Annotated in this window: 16 protein-coding genes; 11 read left to right on the top strand and 5 right to left on the bottom strand. The window is 64.4% G+C overall.

Going from position 1 to position 17,194, the window contains the following annotated elements; genetic code table 11:
• Positions 1 to 3: 3 nt before the first annotated feature.
• The 3 genes from hrpB to P0Y60_04990 form a co-directional block, all read right to left on the bottom strand.
• A complete protein-coding gene (gene hrpB / locus P0Y60_04980; GenBank protein WEK62111.1) occupies positions 4 to 2,556 on the bottom strand; it encodes an ATP-dependent helicase HrpB in 2,553 nt (850 codons plus the stop codon).
• 194 nt (positions 2,557 to 2,750) lie between these two features.
• On the bottom strand, positions 2,751 to 4,355 hold the full coding sequence (locus P0Y60_04985) for an SPFH domain-containing protein (GenBank protein WEK62112.1): 1,605 nt from the start codon (positions 4,353 to 4,355) through the stop codon (positions 2,751 to 2,753).
• Positions 4,356 to 4,465: 110 nt separating this feature from the next.
• Complete coding sequence (locus P0Y60_04990) at positions 4,466 to 4,894, bottom strand: MarR family transcriptional regulator (protein WEK62113.1); 429 nt, start codon at positions 4,892 to 4,894, stop codon at positions 4,466 to 4,468.
• A 385-nt stretch (positions 4,895 to 5,279) separates the two neighbouring features.
• Here P0Y60_04990 and P0Y60_04995 point away from each other — a divergent pair, with 385 nt between their 5' ends.
• A complete protein-coding gene (locus P0Y60_04995; protein ID WEK62114.1) occupies positions 5,280 to 6,023 on the top strand; it encodes a TnsA-like heteromeric transposase endonuclease subunit in 744 nt (247 codons plus the stop codon).
• The gene (locus P0Y60_05000; protein ID WEK62115.1) at positions 6,020 to 6,295 is read left to right on the top strand and encodes a hypothetical protein; all 276 of its coding nucleotides are present in this window, start codon (positions 6,020 to 6,022) and stop codon (positions 6,293 to 6,295) included. Before P0Y60_04995 ends, P0Y60_05000 begins: the two co-directional genes overlap by 4 nt.
• A gap of 905 nt (positions 6,296 to 7,200) precedes the next feature.
• Here the strand turns inward: P0Y60_05000 and P0Y60_05005 are convergent.
• A complete protein-coding gene (locus P0Y60_05005; GenBank protein ID WEK62116.1) occupies positions 7,201 to 7,380 on the bottom strand; it encodes a hypothetical protein in 180 nt (59 codons plus the stop codon).
• Between the two features lie 216 nt (positions 7,381 to 7,596).
• Here P0Y60_05005 and P0Y60_05010 point away from each other — a divergent pair, with 216 nt between their 5' ends.
• Positions 7,597 to 7,926 carry an Lsr2 family protein gene (locus tag P0Y60_05010; protein WEK62117.1) on the top strand — a complete coding sequence of 110 codons (330 nt, stop codon included), beginning with the start codon at positions 7,597 to 7,599 and terminating at the stop codon, positions 7,924 to 7,926.
• Between the two features lie 22 nt (positions 7,927 to 7,948).
• On the opposite strand, the gene P0Y60_05015 is transcribed toward P0Y60_05010, so the two are convergent.
• Positions 7,949 to 9,007, bottom strand: a complete 1,059-nt coding sequence (locus tag P0Y60_05015; GenBank protein ID WEK62118.1) for an ATP-grasp domain-containing protein — start codon at positions 9,005 to 9,007, stop codon at positions 7,949 to 7,951.
• Between the two features lie 322 nt (positions 9,008 to 9,329).
• On the opposite strand from P0Y60_05015, the gene P0Y60_05020 reads away from it, so the two are divergent.
• Genes P0Y60_05020 through P0Y60_05055 form a run of 8 tightly spaced genes read left to right on the top strand, consistent with a single transcriptional unit; the run spans position 9,330 to position 17,194 of the window.
• Positions 9,330 to 10,472 (top strand): FAD-dependent oxidoreductase, encoded by a 1,143-nt coding sequence (locus P0Y60_05020; protein ID WEK62119.1) that lies wholly within the window; start codon positions 9,330 to 9,332, stop codon positions 10,470 to 10,472.
• Positions 10,465 to 11,094, top strand: a complete 630-nt coding sequence (locus P0Y60_05025) for a hypothetical protein (GenBank protein ID WEK62120.1) — start codon at positions 10,465 to 10,467, stop codon at positions 11,092 to 11,094. Before P0Y60_05020 ends, P0Y60_05025 begins: the two co-directional genes overlap by 8 nt.
• Complete coding sequence (locus P0Y60_05030; protein ID WEK62121.1) at positions 11,094 to 11,837, top strand: aldo/keto reductase; 744 nt, start codon at positions 11,094 to 11,096, stop codon at positions 11,835 to 11,837. The genes P0Y60_05025 and P0Y60_05030 overlap by 1 nt, the downstream gene beginning before the upstream one ends.
• Positions 11,838 to 11,874: 37 nt before the next feature.
• On the top strand, positions 11,875 to 13,101 hold the full coding sequence (locus P0Y60_05035) for a condensation domain-containing protein (protein ID WEK62122.1): 1,227 nt from the start codon (positions 11,875 to 11,877) through the stop codon (positions 13,099 to 13,101).
• Positions 13,098 to 13,343 (top strand): acyl carrier protein, encoded by a 246-nt coding sequence (locus P0Y60_05040; protein WEK62123.1) that lies wholly within the window; start codon positions 13,098 to 13,100, stop codon positions 13,341 to 13,343. The genes P0Y60_05035 and P0Y60_05040 overlap by 4 nt, the downstream gene beginning before the upstream one ends.
• The gene (locus P0Y60_05045; protein WEK62124.1) at positions 13,340 to 14,800 is read left to right on the top strand and encodes an AMP-binding protein; all 1,461 of its coding nucleotides are present in this window, start codon (positions 13,340 to 13,342) and stop codon (positions 14,798 to 14,800) included. The genes P0Y60_05040 and P0Y60_05045 overlap by 4 nt, the downstream gene beginning before the upstream one ends.
• Positions 14,793 to 15,941, top strand: coding sequence for a GNAT family N-acetyltransferase (locus P0Y60_05050; protein ID WEK62125.1), 1,149 nt, complete (start codon positions 14,793 to 14,795; stop codon positions 15,939 to 15,941). The genes P0Y60_05045 and P0Y60_05050 overlap by 8 nt, the downstream gene beginning before the upstream one ends.
• Complete coding sequence (locus P0Y60_05055; GenBank protein ID WEK62126.1) at positions 15,938 to 17,194, top strand: MFS transporter; 1,257 nt, start codon at positions 15,938 to 15,940, stop codon at positions 17,192 to 17,194. Before P0Y60_05050 ends, P0Y60_05055 begins: the two co-directional genes overlap by 4 nt.

Below are 17,194 nucleotides of genomic sequence, written 5' to 3' on the forward strand. Positions count from 1 at the left end.
GGTCTAGCGGGCGGCGCGGTTCTTGGTGTGCCTGGTCGGAACGGCAGCCCAGGGGTCCTCCGGCCAGGGATGCTTCGGGTAGCGCCCGCGCATCTCGGCGCGCACCTGGGCGTACGGGCCCGACCAGAACGAGGTGAGGTCATCGGTCACGGCGACCGGACGCCCGCCGGGGGAGAGCAGGTGGAAGAGCACGGGCACGCGACCGTCGACGAGGCGCGGCGTCTGCGCCCAGCCGAAGCACTCCTGCAGCTTCACCGCGACGACGGGCGGTGCATCCGGATCATCGAAAGCGGGGTAGGCGATGCGGATGCGGGATCCGCTGGGCACCTCGAGGCGCTCCGGCACGAGTTCCTCGAGCCGCCCCGCCTCGGGCCATGGCAGCAGTCGGCGTAGCGCCGAGGTCAGATCCAGCCGCGCCGCCGGGGTGCCGGCCGCCAGAGAGTCGAGCTCCGGCGCGAGCCACGCATCGAGGGTCGCGAGGAGGCCCTCATCAGACACGTCCGGCCAGGGCGTCCCGAGTTCGCGGCGCAGCAGGGCCAGGCGGCTCCTCAGTTCGGACGCCGCCGCCGACCACGGGAACAGCCCCAGCCCGTCGCGCCGGAGTGTGCGGCGCACGGCGTCGCGCCCCTCGTCGGCCGACGCGCGCACCGGTGCCGACGAGCGCAGGATCGCGCCCACGCGCCGCTCGCGTCGAGCCTGCACGCGGCCTCCGACGAACTCGGCCTCGACGCGGTCGGTGATCAGGTGACTCGCCGCCCGCTCCATCTGCTCCTCGGAGAGCGTCGCTGCCGACCGCACGATCGCGCCCGATCCGGCGGCCGCTCGCCCGGACGCTCGCGCGACATCGGCGATCGCCAGCCACTCGACCGCTGCGAGTGCGCCGGTCACCCCCGCGCGGGTTCCGGAGGCGAGCAGGAAGGTGGCCCCGCCGGCACTGCGGTCGACGCGGCGGGCGACCCGATCCGGGAAGGCCAGGGCGATCACCAGGCCGACGCCGTCGAGATCCGAGCGCACGCCCGGAGTCGGCGTCGTCAGGCGTTCGAGGCGGTCCGCGTCGCTCCGCCACCGGCGTGCCTCCGGTGTACGGCCGCCCCGCAGGGCGATCAGCGTCTGTGCGACATCGGAGTCTGCGGCGCGCACATCACCGCCCAGTACTGCGACGACCTCGGCGGCCAGTCGAGCGCCCACCACAGGACTGCCGTCGCGCAGGGCGCGGGCGAGGCGCGGGTCGGTCGGGATGCGGGCCAGAGCGCGACCCTCTTCGGTCGCACGACCCTCGTCGTCGATCGCGCCGAGGCCGCGCAGCACCGCGGTGGCGTCCGCAAGGCTGTCGGCGGGAAGGGCGTCGATCAGCCGCAGGCCGATGCCGCCCGGTGCGCCCCAGCAGGCCAGCAGCAGGGCCGCATCGGCGAGGTCGCTCGATGCGATCTCGGGCGTCGGGCGGGTGGGGGCGGCGGCGTAGGTGCGTTCATCGACGCAGCGGACGACGGTGCCCGGGCCCTGGCGGGTGGCACGGCCGGCGCGCTGCACGCACGAGGAACGTGAGGCCGCCGTGGTCACCAGCCCTGTCATACCTCGCGCAGCATCACGCTGTGGAGCCCGCGCCAGGCATGTGTCCACGATCAGCCGCACGCCGGGCACCGTGAGCGACGACTCGGCGAGCGAGGTCGAGACGATGATGCGCGGTGGCTCCTGTGGGAGGCGGCCGCGGATCACGGCATCCTGCTCGGCCGCCGGCATCTGGCCGTGCAGCTCCCGCACATCGAAGGAGCGGGTCGCTGCGCGGATGCGGCGCGCGATCTCCGATACCTCGCGTGCGCCCGGCGCGAAGACGAGCACGTCGGCGGCGGGGTCGTCGCGCATGAGGTCGGTGGCGGCGGATGCCGCGGTGTGGGCGACATGATCGAGGAATCCCCAGGTGACTCCGCGCTCGTCGAGGCGCGGGGTGGGGCTGGGCGCCCAGCGCTCCATGAGCGGGAAGGCGGGCACGTCATGGTCGACGATCGGCGCGGGCTGGCCGTCCGTGCCGATGACGGTGGCGATCCGTGCGGCATCGAGGGTCGCCGACATGGCGATGAGCACCAGGTCGTCTCGCAGCTCCCGCACCTCCGAGAGCAGGCCGATCAGCAGATCGGTCTCGAGCGCTCGCTCGTGCACCTCGTCGATGATCACGGCATCCACGCCGGTGAGATCCGGGTCGTCCAGCAGGCGCCGCAGCAGCACCCCGGCCGTGACGAACTCGACCCTCGTGTCCTTGCCGACGACGCGCTCGCCGCGCACGGTGAATCCCACGCGGCTGCCGAGGGGTGAGCCGTCGAGCTGCGCGAGTCGGCGCGCTGCGGCACGGGCGGCGACGCGACGCGGCTGCGTGACGATGACCCGACCCCTCGAACGCGAGGCGAGCAGCGGTGGCACGAGCGTGGTCTTCCCGGTTCCGGGAGGAGCGCTCACCACCGCTGACGTGCTCGTGTCGAGCGTCGTCGACAGCTCGTCGAGGGCTGCCGCGAACGAGAGTCCCGCGCCGATGGCGGCGAGGTCGAACGCGGCGGACGTCATTCCTCCAGTCTGCCCGGTCGGTGCGGCCGCTGCGTCGTTCACAACTCCTCAAAGACGGCGCAGGTTCCGTCGATCGAGGGCTATCCGACCGTTCGGGCCCAGTTCTTGAGGAGTTATGAACGCTGACCGCGCAGCACAGCGGATGCCGCGACCGGAATCGGCCGCGGCATCCGCTGTTCTGCGTGACGGTGTGACTACTCCGCGTCTGCGACTGACGCGGCGGGCGGTGGCGGAGTGGTCGGGTTCGGAACACGCGTCTGCGCGGGAGCAGGTGCGGTAGCCTCGGCGACTCCGGCACCGAAACCGCGGCCGATGGCCTGGCCCTGGATGATGCCGGCGAGGTCGAGCCCTGTCGCCGAGTGCACGCTGTCGAACACCGAGCGCAGTGCCTTCGCGCTGTCGGCCCCCACGACCTGGGATGCGCCGTCGTCGCCGGACCCGCCGATGATCGACACGTTGCCGATCGCGGCATAGCCCTTGGCGAACTCGGCCATGATCGACGGCAGCACCTCGAGCACGCGCTGCGACATGAATGCCTCTTGGTTCGACGCGATCGCCTTCGCTTCGGCCTCGAGGGCGGCAGCGCGCGCGTCACCTTCGGCGCGGATCGCATCGGCCTCGGCGTTGGCGCGCAGACGACGTGCCTCGGACTCGGCTTCGGCCTGCGAGCGCAGCGCGTTCGCCTCACCGGTGGCCTTCGCCACGGCTGCCGCGGCCTCACCGTCGGCGCGGGCCTTGTCGGCCTGTGCCTGCTGCTCGGCGATGCGGGTGCGCGCTTCTGCCTGCTTGACCTGCTCGATCGCGGCGGCTTCGGCTGCGCGCTCGCGCGTGTACAGCTCGGCCTGTGCGCGGGTCTCGGCCTCGTACCGCTGCGCGTCGGCGACGCGCTTGACGTCGGCGTCGAGCTGAGCCTGCTTGTTCTCGGCCTGCTGCTGCAGAACGGCCTGCTCGGCCTGGGCTCGGGCGAGGGCTTCGGCCTGCTCGGCCTCGGCACGGGCGCGGCCGATGCCGGAGTCGGAGTTGGCCGTGTTCGTGTCGAGCGCGGTCTGCTCGATCAGGTTGGCTTCCTTGTTGGCGATGTTCTTCTGGTTGATCGCGCGGTCGGCGTTGGTCTGCGAGATCTCCGCGGACTGACGCTTCGCCTGGATCTCGGGAGCACCGAGCGACTGGATGTAGCCGACCTTGTCGGTGATGCCCTTGATCTGGAACGAGTCGAGGATGAGTCCCTGTTCGGCGAGCTCCTGCGAGACGTCGGCGGCGATCTGGTCGGAGAACTTCTTACGCTCACGCATGAGCTCGACGACCGAGAGCGTGGCGACGATGCCGCGGAGGGCACCCTCGAGCTGCTCGGTAGTGAACTGCTCGATGGCCTTGTCCTGCGAGGCGAATCGCTCGGCAGCGCGGCGCACGAGAATGGGGTCGGAGCCGATCTTGACGATCGCGACGCCGTCGACGTTCAGCGTGACGCTGTCGAGCGACTGCGCCTCGGCGTTCAGCGACACCTGACGCGAACGCAGCGAGATGATCTCGTGGCGCTGCGTGATCGGGTTGACCAGCGACTTGCCGTTCACGATGACCGTGACGGGTGACTCCGACATCTCGGGCCGGCTCGTCCCGTCTGCCGCGATGACCGCGGTCTGCACCTTCTGCTTGCGTCCCGAGATGACGAGTGCCTCGTCGGCTCGGGCCACCTTGATCCAGCTGCGTGCGAACAGCAGCAGGATCAGCAGTAGGACGACGGCGACGACGATCGCGATGCCGACGATGATGAGGATGCCGACAGCTCCGGCGATCTCCATGAATGACCTCCCTGGTTCCCCCCGAGGGGGCGGTCGCGAGCGCGCCGTGGTGCGCGCCCTCACGCTCCACCCTGCCAGACTCTGCCGCGAGCGAGCGAGGGAAGAGGGGGTCAGCCCTGGCGGAGCTTCTCGGCGAGGTCGCGCAGAGCGCGCAGTTCGTCGTCGTCGAGAGTCGCCATCCGTTCGGCGATCGATCGGCCGTGCACGGTCGCGAGGGCGCGGAACGAGCGTGCCCCGGCATCCGTCGCGCGGATCAGTGCGCCGCGGCCGTCGTCGGGATCGGCGCACTTCGAGATGAGGCCGCGGCTGACCATGCGATCGACCAGACGGGAGACGCTGGGCTGGCTGATCAGCATGTTCGAGGTGACGTCGCGCAGTCGCGCGGTCATCTGGGGGGAGCGCGTCACGGTGAGCAACACGTCATACTCCGCCTGCGCCAGCTCGGCGTGCTCGAAGTCCGCCATCATCTCGGTGAACAGTTCGTGCTGCGCGCGGAACAGGCTCTCCCAGGCCTCCAGGGCGAGCTTGCGATCGGTCATCCTCACAGAATAGTGCGAACAGTAAAGGGCCGGTCGGAGAGGCTCCCGACCGGCCCTTGTCCCTTGCACCAAGAGTGTCCTGCAATCACATGCGGTGAGTGCCACAGCAAACATTCACCGTGTGATCACTGTATAACGGCGAGGTAACGAATGCAACGGTTTGGTCACGGAATCTTTTCTCGTGAGCCGGTTGTCCTGTCTCACCGGATCTGTAGAAATCTCATCTACCTGTAGAACGTCGCACGGGAGTTGTAGATTCGCACCCGAGTTGTAGATCAGCGGCGTGTTGCCGGTTCCGCGCCGAACGGCGGAGTACCTTGCCGGACAAGTCAGGATCCGCACCGCGGAACCCCTCCACGGACACCGGGGCCGAACGGAGTCCGCAATGACGCTGACCACCAACTGGCTTCAGGCGATCGATGGAACGAACGCCATGGCGGCCACAATTCGATACTCGCTTCACGGGTTCGCTCGGGAGGCGACACCAGCGGATGCCGGGTCGATCGCCTTCGAGGAGACGGCCCCAGTCCGGAAATTTCCGGACTACCCCCACAAGCGCAATGTCGAGGGACGCTTCTGGCTTGCCTCGACGGGCCAGCACGTGCCCTTCGAGTCTTTTTGGGAGCGGGCGTTCTTGATGAGTCTCGATCGAACCCGGAGTGCTGAGGCGGTGTCGAGTCAGCCGATGTGGATTCATTGGCGCAACCCGAAGCGCCGACATGCCCCCGACTACTTCGTTCGCCGCAAGGACGGAACCGCTCTTCTCGTCGACGTCAGGGAGAGGTCAGAGATCGAACCGGAGGATGCGGCGAAGTTCGAGCTCACTCGGCGAATGGCAGCCGCTCTGGGATGGGACTACCTCGTGTTCGACGATCTACCCGGAGCGACGCAACAGAACCTGAGGTTCCTGTTGCGTTACCGCGACCCGCAGTGGCTCGAGGGCGTGGCTCTCCGGGATCTACCGGATTCCGGTGCGCTTCGACTCGTCGACCTCGTCGCGCTCCTCGACGACGCGCCAAACAGCGCACTCGGAGCGGCATACGCCCTCATATGGTCCGACATCGCTCGATGCGATCTCAGCCGTCCGCTGAGCATGTCCGCCGTAGTCCGATTCGGGCCAGACCGATGATCGTCCATCCCGGCGACTTGGTGAGATGGAACGACGAAGACCTGCAAGTCGTCGCTGTCCGGGCGACCTACACCACGCTGCGCAACGCCGAGATGGGCGAGGATCTCGAGGTACTGAACGCCGATCTCGCTGAACGCGGCGAGCCAGCAACAGTGCTGATGGACGTCAAGCCTGCGCATCAGATCGATGCTGTTCCCTGTACGTGTGCTGCCCATCCCGATGACAGTCGGTCGCTTCACGGGGCGGGCTCGCGCCGGCGACCGCGATTGTGATGGTGAGATGTCTGAGTCGTGCCCGATCTGGTGGCGGGGGATCGAATCTTCACCCCCCGCCGAATGGGTCTACGTGTTTGAGGGCTTCACAGGCGAAGATACCGCCGAGCTATGGGCGTTGGCAGCAGCGATCTATATCGCCCAGACTCGGCGGCGTACCTCGGCGGGCCCGACGTTCGCTGAACTCTTCACCCACTTGCTCCCGGACACTGATGGCTTACCTGCCCCTCTGCCTCGGGGTCTTGAGTTCATTGAGCGACGCCGGGCTGTGGCGGGCTTTCGTGGCCACGCCTCGATCGAATGGCGGCGGCGAGGAATGATCAGCTTCGATCACGGCGTCATGCGAAGTCTGCGGGTGGGGCGAGAGTTTCGGGAACGATCGAGGCGTCGGGAGCGGGCCCGCGAGGATGCCCGGCATCCGAGCCGGAGCGAAGGTGAATCGGTGTTGACGACGAGGTCCGCGATTGCTTCGAGCGACTGACGCACGAACTGGTCGGGGAGTGGCCAATGATTGCTCGAGGACTGGCCGGACCGTGCGCTTGAGGACGGCGTCGATCAGCCGACGCGCCGAGGCGCGAGCTCCGCGAACGTTCAGGCCGGACGCTGAATGGATGTCTCCGTCGTAGGTGGAGTTTTCGATGATCGAGCTGGAGCGCATCGATCCCGAGAGCGGGGAGCGAGCGTCGCGCGGCTGGTCCGGGTGGGATGCTAAGCAGAACCACGGTGGGGCCGAGCGTTCGAAGCTCGAACTCTGCTGGAAAAATGCAAGCAACTTTCGGCAAACCTGTGAAGATGTCCTCGAAGCGCTCGATTATTGCCTCGGCGGCGAGCACGAGCTGTTGCGGCCGTGGCGAGTGACAGGTGCTCGTTCAGGTCGCCGCGATCGAGGCCGCGGATCCCGGGCTTCAGGATGTGCGTGCGCCCGCAAGCGAGAAGTGGCCCGCGTTGTGGCCGGAGATCAGCCATGCTTCGGGGTTGGTGCGCAGCTGCCGGACGTGCGCGGCGATCTCGCTCGCGCCGATCGGTTCGCTTCCGCTCGGCCCGGTGAGAGTGTCGGCGAGCTGCAGCGCACCGGCTGTGTCCATACCGACGTGGCGAGGAGCGCCATCGGGTTGCGTGGGCTGACCCCGAACCTGGTGTCCCGCCGTTCGAGGACGGCTTCAGCGCAGGAAACAGGGCGGTGGAGGGATGTTCGTCCATCGTCTGTCGACCAACATTTCGCACTCCGCTGGCTTGGATCTATTCTTGAGTTGCAGCCTGGGGGGCGTAGTTGTGGCGTGAGAATGCAAAAAGGAGAAAACGTGTCGACGCGCAACGAAGTTCGACTCATTGATGATCTCGATGGCAGCACGGCCCAACATACCCTGAGATTCTGGTTTGATGATGTCCCGTACGTGATCGACCTTTCCGAAGCGAACGCCGCAAAGCTCCGGGAAACGATCGCCCCTTGGATTGCAGCTGCAAGGGTGGATGCCTCTACCCAAGCGCCGTTGTCGCCCAGGGTGAGGCGTGCGGCAGAGCTTGCGGAGATCCGCGAGTGGGCAACCGAGAACGGCCTTCAGGTGAACGCTCGGGGCCCTATCCCGAGAGTCGTGGTCATCGCCTATCAGGCAGCGATAGCTGGTCGTTAAGGATGCGTCCGCGAGGCAAAGCTCAAGCCGGCTCCATCTCAAGAGCACACGCCTCGACGGCAGCAGAGAGTCTGGTCGCACATTCCCGCGGCGTCGGAGCACTGACAAGCACGTATGCATACCGGGTCATGTACCCGTCGGGAGGAAGCAGGACGGTCGCACCCTCGCTGACGAGTGGCGCGGCCTCCACCACCCCCAGGTCCGGCTGGGGCGCAGGCACATTCACTTGCCGAACTGTTCCAGACGTCTCCGGGTACAGCACCGCGTTCGCTGCGACGGCGGTGCGTGTGCGTTGGGTGCGGGGAATACCTCCGAGCGCGATCTGAGCTGCGATGTTTCCTACTTCAAGGCCAGTGGCGAGTTCCGCCGTGTGTGGAACAAAATCCCCGCCAGGTCGGGAGTTGACTTCAATGATGACCGGACCATCTGGGCTGAGTTTGATCTCGGTGTGTGTCACTCCGTTGTTGACGCCGAGTGCGAGGTGGGCGCGTTCGAGTACCTCGACGATCTGCGGGTCGGTCAGTAGCGGATCCTCCGCGTCGATTGTCTGTCCGGTCTCTTCGAAGTACGGCGCAGGCCCGAATCGTTTCCGAGCGACGAAGAGGGGATCTACCTTTCCACCGCGCACCGCACTGTCAATGCTGACCTCTTCACCAACGACCATCTGCTCGACAAGAGCACCCGTCCCATGACGCTGGGCGCCCATTGCTGCCGCCCGCCGAACCACCTCGAACGCGTCGGACAGCTCCTCAGGAGTATCGACCCGCAGAACGCCGATGCTCCCCGCCATCCCGCGCGGCTTTAGGACCAAAGGGAATCCGGTCGTGTGGGAGATCGCGAGAGCATCAGATGCAGTTGCGGCGTACTCGGACACGGGCTGCGTGAGCCCTGCGTGCCGGAGGACCTGACGGGAGATCAACTTATCGCGACAGTTTTCGACTGCATCGACACCGAAACCTGGAACCTGGAGCGCGTCGGCGATTCGTGCGGTCAAAGGTGTGAACATCTCATCGAACGTGATGACACCCGCGACGCCATGCTCATCGGCGACCTGCGTGGCCTTCTCGAGCACGTAATCCATCCGGGTACTGATTCGGGTGGCATTCAAACGAGGGATGACTGTGCTTCCTGCAATGTATCGGTCCTCCCACGTCGGGGTGATCGCCGTGAAGAGCCATACGTCGTTGCCTTGGATCGACGCCAGAAGCGTTTCTCGGTAGCGGCGTTCGCCCGCTCCGATAAGTAGAAGTAATGGCATGTCCGCGATCGTAGACGCGCTTGCGGAGTTTGCACAAGTTGGCAAACTCCTGGTAAACAGTTGCCAACAGAATGCACCGAGTGGTCCTGACGGTGGCGCCGATTCGCGCGTGATCTAGCCCTCGCATTGAGTTCGAGGGGATCTGATGACAGTTTTAGACGTTGATGTGGTTGTCGTAGGGGCCGGGTTCGCAGGCCTGATGGCGGCGGATCGGCTCTCTCGCATCGGATACTCGGTGGCAATCGCGGACCAAGCGCAGCAAACGCTCGCCGGTACCAGCAGCCGAAACGAAGGGTGGCTGCACGCAGGCACGTACCACTCTCTGTCCGTTGCAGATGAAGGTGAGGCCGTCGCGGTCGCGCAGCGGTGCCGATATGGCTGGCAGGAGATTCAGCGTCGATACCCTGAATGCGTTGAGTTGGAGCCGCTCCGCGCAGTAGCGATCGTTCCTGAGCATGACCGTGACCGCGCGTTGGCGCGTTGGGGTGCGGCTGGCGTCGGACACACAGAGCTCCGCGGGGCAGCGCTGGAAGCCTTGCGCGCCGACATCACGCTCGATGGGGAGGATGCCTTCGAGGTCGACGACATCGGGATCAACACCCGCATTCTGGCGTCCGGGCTTACCGCGGAACTCCGTGCTCGTGGCACGCACTTTATCTTGGGTGCTCGTATCAGCGGCACCGTGAACGGAGCGATGCAGATCGAGACCGCGGACGGCACGCATTCAGTGAACTACCGGTACATCGTGTGCGCAGCGGGATACGGGCTACCCCAAGCGTGTGACGACCTCGGTCTGCCGCCGGTCTCGTTGCGGTTCTGGCGAAGTCATCTTGTGTCGTTGCCGAGGCTCGCAGCGAGATCCGTCTTCGGGGTTGCCCCCGACCAGGCGGCGATGATCAATCATGACGCGTGGAGTATCGTCGGGCTCAACGAAGACGCTGTCGTCGTCGATGAGCCCACCTTCGCCGTTGATGACGGTGTGGCCAGCCGTCTCTTGGAACGGATCCGTTCGAGGTTCCACACTGTTGATCTGGGAGCGGCCCGTGTAACCGCCTGCGTGAAAGTCGACTATGCGCCGGATCCTGGCCAGCCTCGCTCGTTGAATGTTCGCACGATTCCGCTGGCAACCGACGTACTTGCGCTGCTGCCGGGGAAGATGACCGAGAGTCCATACAGCGCGAATGCTGTCGCTGCAAGGGTGTTCCAGACGCTCGGGCAACCTGAAGTGACGCGACGTCCAATTGACGACTATGACATTGAAACCGAACTGGAGAAGCTCAGTGCCTGAAAACCTGATTGCCTACGCTGACGAAATTCGCAAACGGCTGGGGTACATCGGAGTCAGCGAGATCATCGCCGACACGCGGAACATCGTGATCGACCCGTACTCAGTGCTGATCTCGAAACACGTCCAGATTGGTACGGGCAATGTCTTCTACCCCGGGGTCAGGATCGATGCGGAGCCAGGGTCTACCCGGATTGGAAACAACAATCTGTTTTTTGAGGCGAGCCGGATCGATGCAACACGCGGTGGACGGCTGGTGATCGGTGACGACAATGCAATCGGCCCTCATGCAGTCGCTCTCCTTGTGAACCGCGCGGGGGCGGTGACCACGATCGGAAACCGCACCCGTCTGCTCGGGCGGGTCGACATTATTGGCACCTGCGTTTTGGAAGACGGAAGCCAAATTATCGGCGACATCAGCGCGATGAACATCTTGTTGTCTGGTGGGGATGATCACGGCGGCCCGGACCCGGATCTTCGCGGTGCTGTGCTCAAGGGGCGCGGGCGAGCCTCTTCAATCACGCTGTCTCGGGGCAAGGTGATCAACGGGGATGGCGACTTCGCTTTGGCGCCCGTGGAAGATCAATCCGTCTACCACCCGCGTGCTTCGGGGAGCGATGCCTAGTGGGGCAGATTCAGCTCGGCCTCGGACTCATCGGGATCGGCAGACCATGGCCCAAGGCAGAGACGTCCATTCCTGCGTCAGACCAGGCAGCGGCACTTCTCAGTACAGCAGTCGCGCTGGGGATCCGCTTCTTCGACACAGCTCCTGCTTACGGGATCAGCGAACAACGCTTCGGCAGCTTCCTCAAGTCTTGTGGCAGCGAAGTTCGTGACAGCCTGACTATCGCGACCAAGGCGGGGGAGTTCTGGTCGCCGGAGCACGGAAGCACCGTCGACCACTCACCGGAGGCCCTGGAGGGTAGTCTCCAACGCTCGCTTGCGCTCCTTGGACGCGTGGATTTGCTCCAACTTCACAAGTGCACCGCCGAAACGGTCAAAGACGTGCGGGTCCAATCCTGGCTCGCCTCAATTCGAGGCGAACGTGTAGGGCGGGTCGGCGCGAGCGTCTCTACGCCCCACGATCTGCGGGTAGCGGTCGATTCAGGCGTCTTCGACACGGTACAGTTTCCGGCGAACGCGCAGAACGTCCTCCTGGCTCACGAGTTCCTCGACTCAGGGAGCAGCTCGGTGGTTCCCATTCTGAACCGCCCATTCGCCTCTGGAACGCTGTCAAGCAGCTCACGTCCATTCGACGTTTTTCACGATCTGTTTGAGCGCGCGATTGTCCTGACTGGTACGACGAGTAAGGTCCATCTCGCCGAGAACGTTAGAGCTCTGAACGAAGGTGTCAGTGGTGTTCGGTAGTTCGATCGCGTGGTCGCCAACCGCTCAGCAGAAGATGATGATCGACTTCATCGATGTCGAGAGCGACCGCTTCTATATCATGGGGGATGTCTTCCGTTACCGCGGCACGTTGGACACTCGGGCTCTACGCGACGCTCTGCTCGTAATGCTTCAAAGGCACGACGTCCTTCGCGCGGTGTATGACGCAAGCGGTCAATTCGTTGTCAGGCACACTCCCCAGGACGCAGTCGATCAGGCATTCAGCGTCGTCGACTCCGTCACGGATGTGGACTCCGCGGTCCGTCACATTCGGGCAGCGCTCGGCGCCGACTTCGATCTCACACAAGAGGTGCCCATCCGAGTACGTGTCTGGGCGTCCGCCGAAGACTTAGAGTTCGTGATCGGCGTTGGCGTGCACCATCTCGCTTTTGACGCATGGTCCCAGATGCTGTTGTACGAAGGGATCTCGGAAGAGTACGCGACGATGCTGACCGGCGACGGGACCACATCAACCGTGTCGGTGCCGCAGTATCGCGACCTCGGTGAGATCCCGCCGGCGCCTTCTGCGCTTGCGGCATGGGCTGACGTTCTCGATCAGAAGTACTCGGCTGTCCGTGCCGTCGACTCAAGAGCCGTGTCAAAAACGGGGCCGGCATCCCAGCGACACCGCGAATGGGAAGGGCTTGCGGCAGCTGTTAAGAAGACTGCACGTGCCCACAAAGTGAGCCCCTTCGTCGTTGGTTCCGCCGCTTTCGCGTTTTCAGTCGCGGATGCCTTGGGTGACACCCAGGTGGTCTTCGGATCGGCGCACGCGGGACGCACGAACGCTGCCGAGGCAGAGGCCTTGGGCTACTTCGCGACCTCGATGTTCATTGGCGTCGATACTGCGTCCGGCGACCAAGCTGTGCTGCGCGAGATCGCGGCGATAGTCCGCCGCTGGAACACCGGTCATCGAATCCAATGGGAGCACCTCCTCAACACGCATGAGGCAGCGGACCTATACCCCCTGAAATTCGCGTTCCAGCCCGAGGCGCTGGCGAATCGCCAGCTAAGGATCGCGGGCGCTGACGGCATGAAGGTTCGCTCAGACCGCCCGCCTCAATCTGCGCGACGACCGTTGAACTTTGTGTCTTCCTACGACCACACGTCGGTGAGAGCAACGGCGACCGCACGGACCGATGCTCTTTCCGAGAGTACGTCGAACGCGCTCGTCGACGGGTTCGCTCTACACCTCCTTCGTCTTGCCGCCCATGACCGCCCCGAGCCAGTAGGGACTGAACAATGAACGACCAGGAAATCCTTGAGCGAGTTATCGAGTTGTGGAACGACGCACTGGGCGTCGACGACGTCACGCCTGACGAAGACTTCTTCGATCTGGGCGGAGACTCGATCACCGCAATCCGCCTGCTGCCGGAGATCGAACGCCGGTTCGGTATCGAGGCGAAGGTCGCTTTGGTTTTCGACAACGCCACAGCGCGGGAGCTCAGCCAGGCGCTCGTGCGCGAACTTGCAGACCACGCGCTGTGACGGGGACTCATCATTTCGTCGCCTCAGCGCTTAAGCGGCTTGCTGAGCGTGACCCCGCACGAACAGCAATTGTCTCTGCTGAAGCGAAGAAGATCACCGTTCGTGAGCTCGACGAGCTTGTCAGCCGCGCCCATGAGCGATTCGTCGGAAAAGGAATGCGGCCGGGTGAAGCGGTTGTTATCGTCGCGGATCGCTCAGTTCAGTTCATAGTCACGCTGCTCGCGGTGTGGAAAGCTGGCGCGGTCCCCGCTCCAGTCGACGCAGGCAACCCGCAAAGTCGCATTCGACGGATGATCTCCGAAAGCCAAGCGAGCTGGCAGGTCACAGTCGAACACGCCCACGCCACAGCGGTACGGCTGACGGACCTCCGGACGGACCTTCCTGCCGAAGCAAGTCATGTTCTCTTTACCAGCGGATCCGCGGGGGTGCCCAAAGCGGTCATCGTTGGCCACGGAGCACTAGAGATGATGGCCAGAACCTATCCCAGCGTTTTCGACGTGGACCATCATGACAGGTTTGCGTTGACGGGTGGTGTCGGGCACGACCCCGTGCTGCGCGACATCGTCATGTCGTTGCATCTCGGCTCAGAACTGCACATCCCCGCGAAGGAAGTGTTCACCGCGCCGGGAGCCCTGGCCGGCTTCGTCCAAGAGCGGGGCGTGACCGTGCTGCACGCAACGCCGGCACTTGTGGAGTTTGGTCTGCTCGTGGGCAGAGGGGCCTCGAGCTGTCTCCGACGTGTCATCTGCGGGGGCGCGCAGCTCACAGCCGCGGTCGCAGCATCGATTTTCTCTCACGCGCCTGAGGCTCGTTTGTTTAACGTTTACGGTGCAACAGAAACACCACAGATCGCGTCTGCGATGGAGATCCCGCCGATGTTGGCAGGCCTGAACCCATCTGCGCCCTTGCCGGTTGGATCAGGGTTCGGGAGCAATAGAGTGCGGGTTGAGCACGACGGCGGTACGCAGCAGGTCGTTGTCTCCGGACCTCACCTCGCGCTCGGATACCTGCCTCTCGACGGCCCCCAAGCTGGGTTTCGACGAACGGCTGAATCCGCCGACAGGCCGGGGGAGTACTTCACCGGTGATTCCGGCACGTCGGACGAGTCCGGAACGGTAACCGTCATTGGGCGCATTGACCGGCAAGTGTCACTCAATGGCTATCGCTTCGCGCTAGAAGAGGTTGAGGCAGCGGCGCGCTCGATCAGCCATGTTCAAAGCTGCCGCGCGGAGATGAGGCAGGGACCGTTCGGAGCATCATTGGCGCTTCATGTGGCTCTTACCCCGGATGAGCGAGGTGCTGTGTCGTCTCGTCGCGAGATCCAGAGGCAGCTGCGAGACGTGCTTCCCGCATACGCGATCCCTTCGGCGATCACGGTTTCCCCTGCGCGTCTCACCGCAAACAACAAGAACGCGATGAGCGGAACCGCAACACACGTGGGAGCTGATCGTGATTGATGTCTCGCGGTTCGATGCGTACGCTGATCTGCCCGCGGACATGCGCGGCAGGCTCGTGCACAACGATTCCCTGTTCACCTCGCCCGCCTGGACATCCGCGCTCACGTTGTCGAACCCGAGCATCCAAGTGGAATGGTGGGTGGCAAGCTATGACACGGGGGTCAGCGCGATTCCCGTCCATGTTCTCCCGGGGCCGCCCTCTCGCACCACCTACGATGTCGCGGCTATTTTCGGCGGGGAGCTGTCTGCGCGCGCTGGCGAACTGAGTTCCCGGACCCACATCTTGATTGGCACGAGAAACGGGCAGGGGAACGGGTTCGTTCGGTCAGGGTATGAGAACCTGCCGGCAGAGCTAGCTCTGCTCCAGAGGATCCTCGACTTCCATGCGCAGCATGTGATCGGGATGCTTTACATAGATCGGTCCCTGGCCCTTGCTCTTCGAGAACTCGACCGTTCGCCGCACTCAGCACGGCTAATCGATGCCGCAGCTCGGATCACGATCAGCGATTCGCTCGATCACACCATCTCCGAGATTGATGGACGGCGTCGACGCATGAAGATCCGCAGGGAGATGCGTACCGCAGCGGATAGTGAGCCTGTGACCGTCATCGAAACTCCATCACAGATCGAGGAGCTGGCGCCGATACTCGCCCCGTTGGCGCGAGCTGTGAACGAGCGGCACGGGCAAACCACAACTGATGAGCAGATGTCCAGCTACGTCCGATCCATAGCCCGGTCGGGGCTGCAACCAGCGCTTTTCGTTGGCGGGCCTCTGGCCAGGCCGACGTCATTTTCCATCGCCATCACGGATGCGAAGACGTTGTCCATCAGGACATGCGGCTTCGACTACGAGCGCCTGGGCGCAAACGGACCATTGGAATATGCGAAAGTCGTCGTCTACGAACCCGCCCGCTACGTGGATGACGCAGCGATCCGAGTGCTGGATCTCGGCACAGGAACTCTCCATGCGAAGACCTTGCGAGGGGCGGAAGTAGTTCCCCTGTATGGAGCCATGTGGCTCCCCGCGGACTTCGAAGCCGTCAGCTCTCGCGGCGGAGAAGCACTGCTGATGTCGCGCCTTCTTGAGACGACACCGCGGCTGCAGCAGGTCGATACGGCGGCGTGGGGAATTGAGCAATGACTCTCGAGGACCAGGCCTCGAGGGAAGCCCGGGCTTCGTGGCGTAGCTTCAACAGCTACTGGATAAGCCAATCCGCGGCGCAGGTCGCCGGGCAACTCCTGACCGTGGCGTTCCCGCTCATTGCGGTAGAAGTACTCGGCTTTGGTGCGTTCGAAGCGTCTGCGGCAACGGCGCTCCAGTTCATTCCCTACCTCGTCATCACGCCGGTAGCTGGAGTGCTGGTCGACAGGTTCGCGCGTCTTCCTCTCATCGCCTGGTGCCACGCGGGACGTGCCGTGCTTCTGGGGGGATGCGCCGTAGTCGCCGCGTTGACATCAGTGCCCTCATGGTTCTTCTGGGCCGTTGTGCTGGTGGCAGGTGCGCTCAACGCCGTCGCGAGCGTCGGCACAACGGCGCTCGTTCCTGATATCGCGCCACCGGACCGTTTGGTTGCGGCAAACAGCCGACTTCAGCTGACTGTGTCGATTGCTCAGGTCGTTGGTCCCGCACTTGCCGGGCTTCTCGTTGCAGCACTGGGGGCGGGGGTCTTCGCCGCGATGGCGGTTACCTTCGCTCTTTCCGCAGTTGCATTGCTTCGTGTGAGGGCTCGACCGGTGACAGGCTCGGACCGCTTACAAGGGCAGTCCTCGTTCTTCGCAGAACTTTGGGCGGGGTTCAGATTCGTGTGGCGCACGCCCGTCCTCAACGTTCTCATCGTCCAGATGACGTTCTTCAACCTGTTTGAGCAGGCAGTGCTGACCATCTTCATGCTCACGGCGCTCAAGTTGCTGGGGTTCGGGGCCGCGGGTGTTGGCGTGGTGCTCGGGGTCGGGGCTCTCGGTGGAGTCGTCGGAGCCACGATCGCATCACGTGTCTCTGAGCATTTGGGATCCATCCGCACGATGCTGTTCGCGACGGGCGCAGCGTCGGTGGCGCCGTTCGCGCTGCTACTCCTTCCGCTCCTTTCGGTGTCGTCGGGGATGGTGATTGCAAGCATCATTTTCGGCTTCTACGGGCTGGGTCTCACGGTGTTCAACGTCCAGTCCAACGCGGTTCGACATCAGCTGGCATCGCGCGCTACTCAAGGCAGGATGGCCGCCGTTTTTCGAATGAGCGCGTTCAGCGCGATCTCTCTAGGGGCCGCACTCGGAGGCGGTCTTGTGGAGTGGCTGGGCTTTGTACCGGCCTTGTCATGCGCCTGCGCTGGCCTGGGCGTTGTGTTCCTGATCTTTGTTTTCCGCTGTAGCGCGCTCAGCGGACGGGCGACCGGATAG

Source organism: Candidatus Microbacterium colombiense (genome assembly GCA_029203165.1).
Lineage (GTDB): Bacteria > Actinomycetota > Actinomycetes > Actinomycetales > Microbacteriaceae > Microbacterium > Microbacterium colombiense.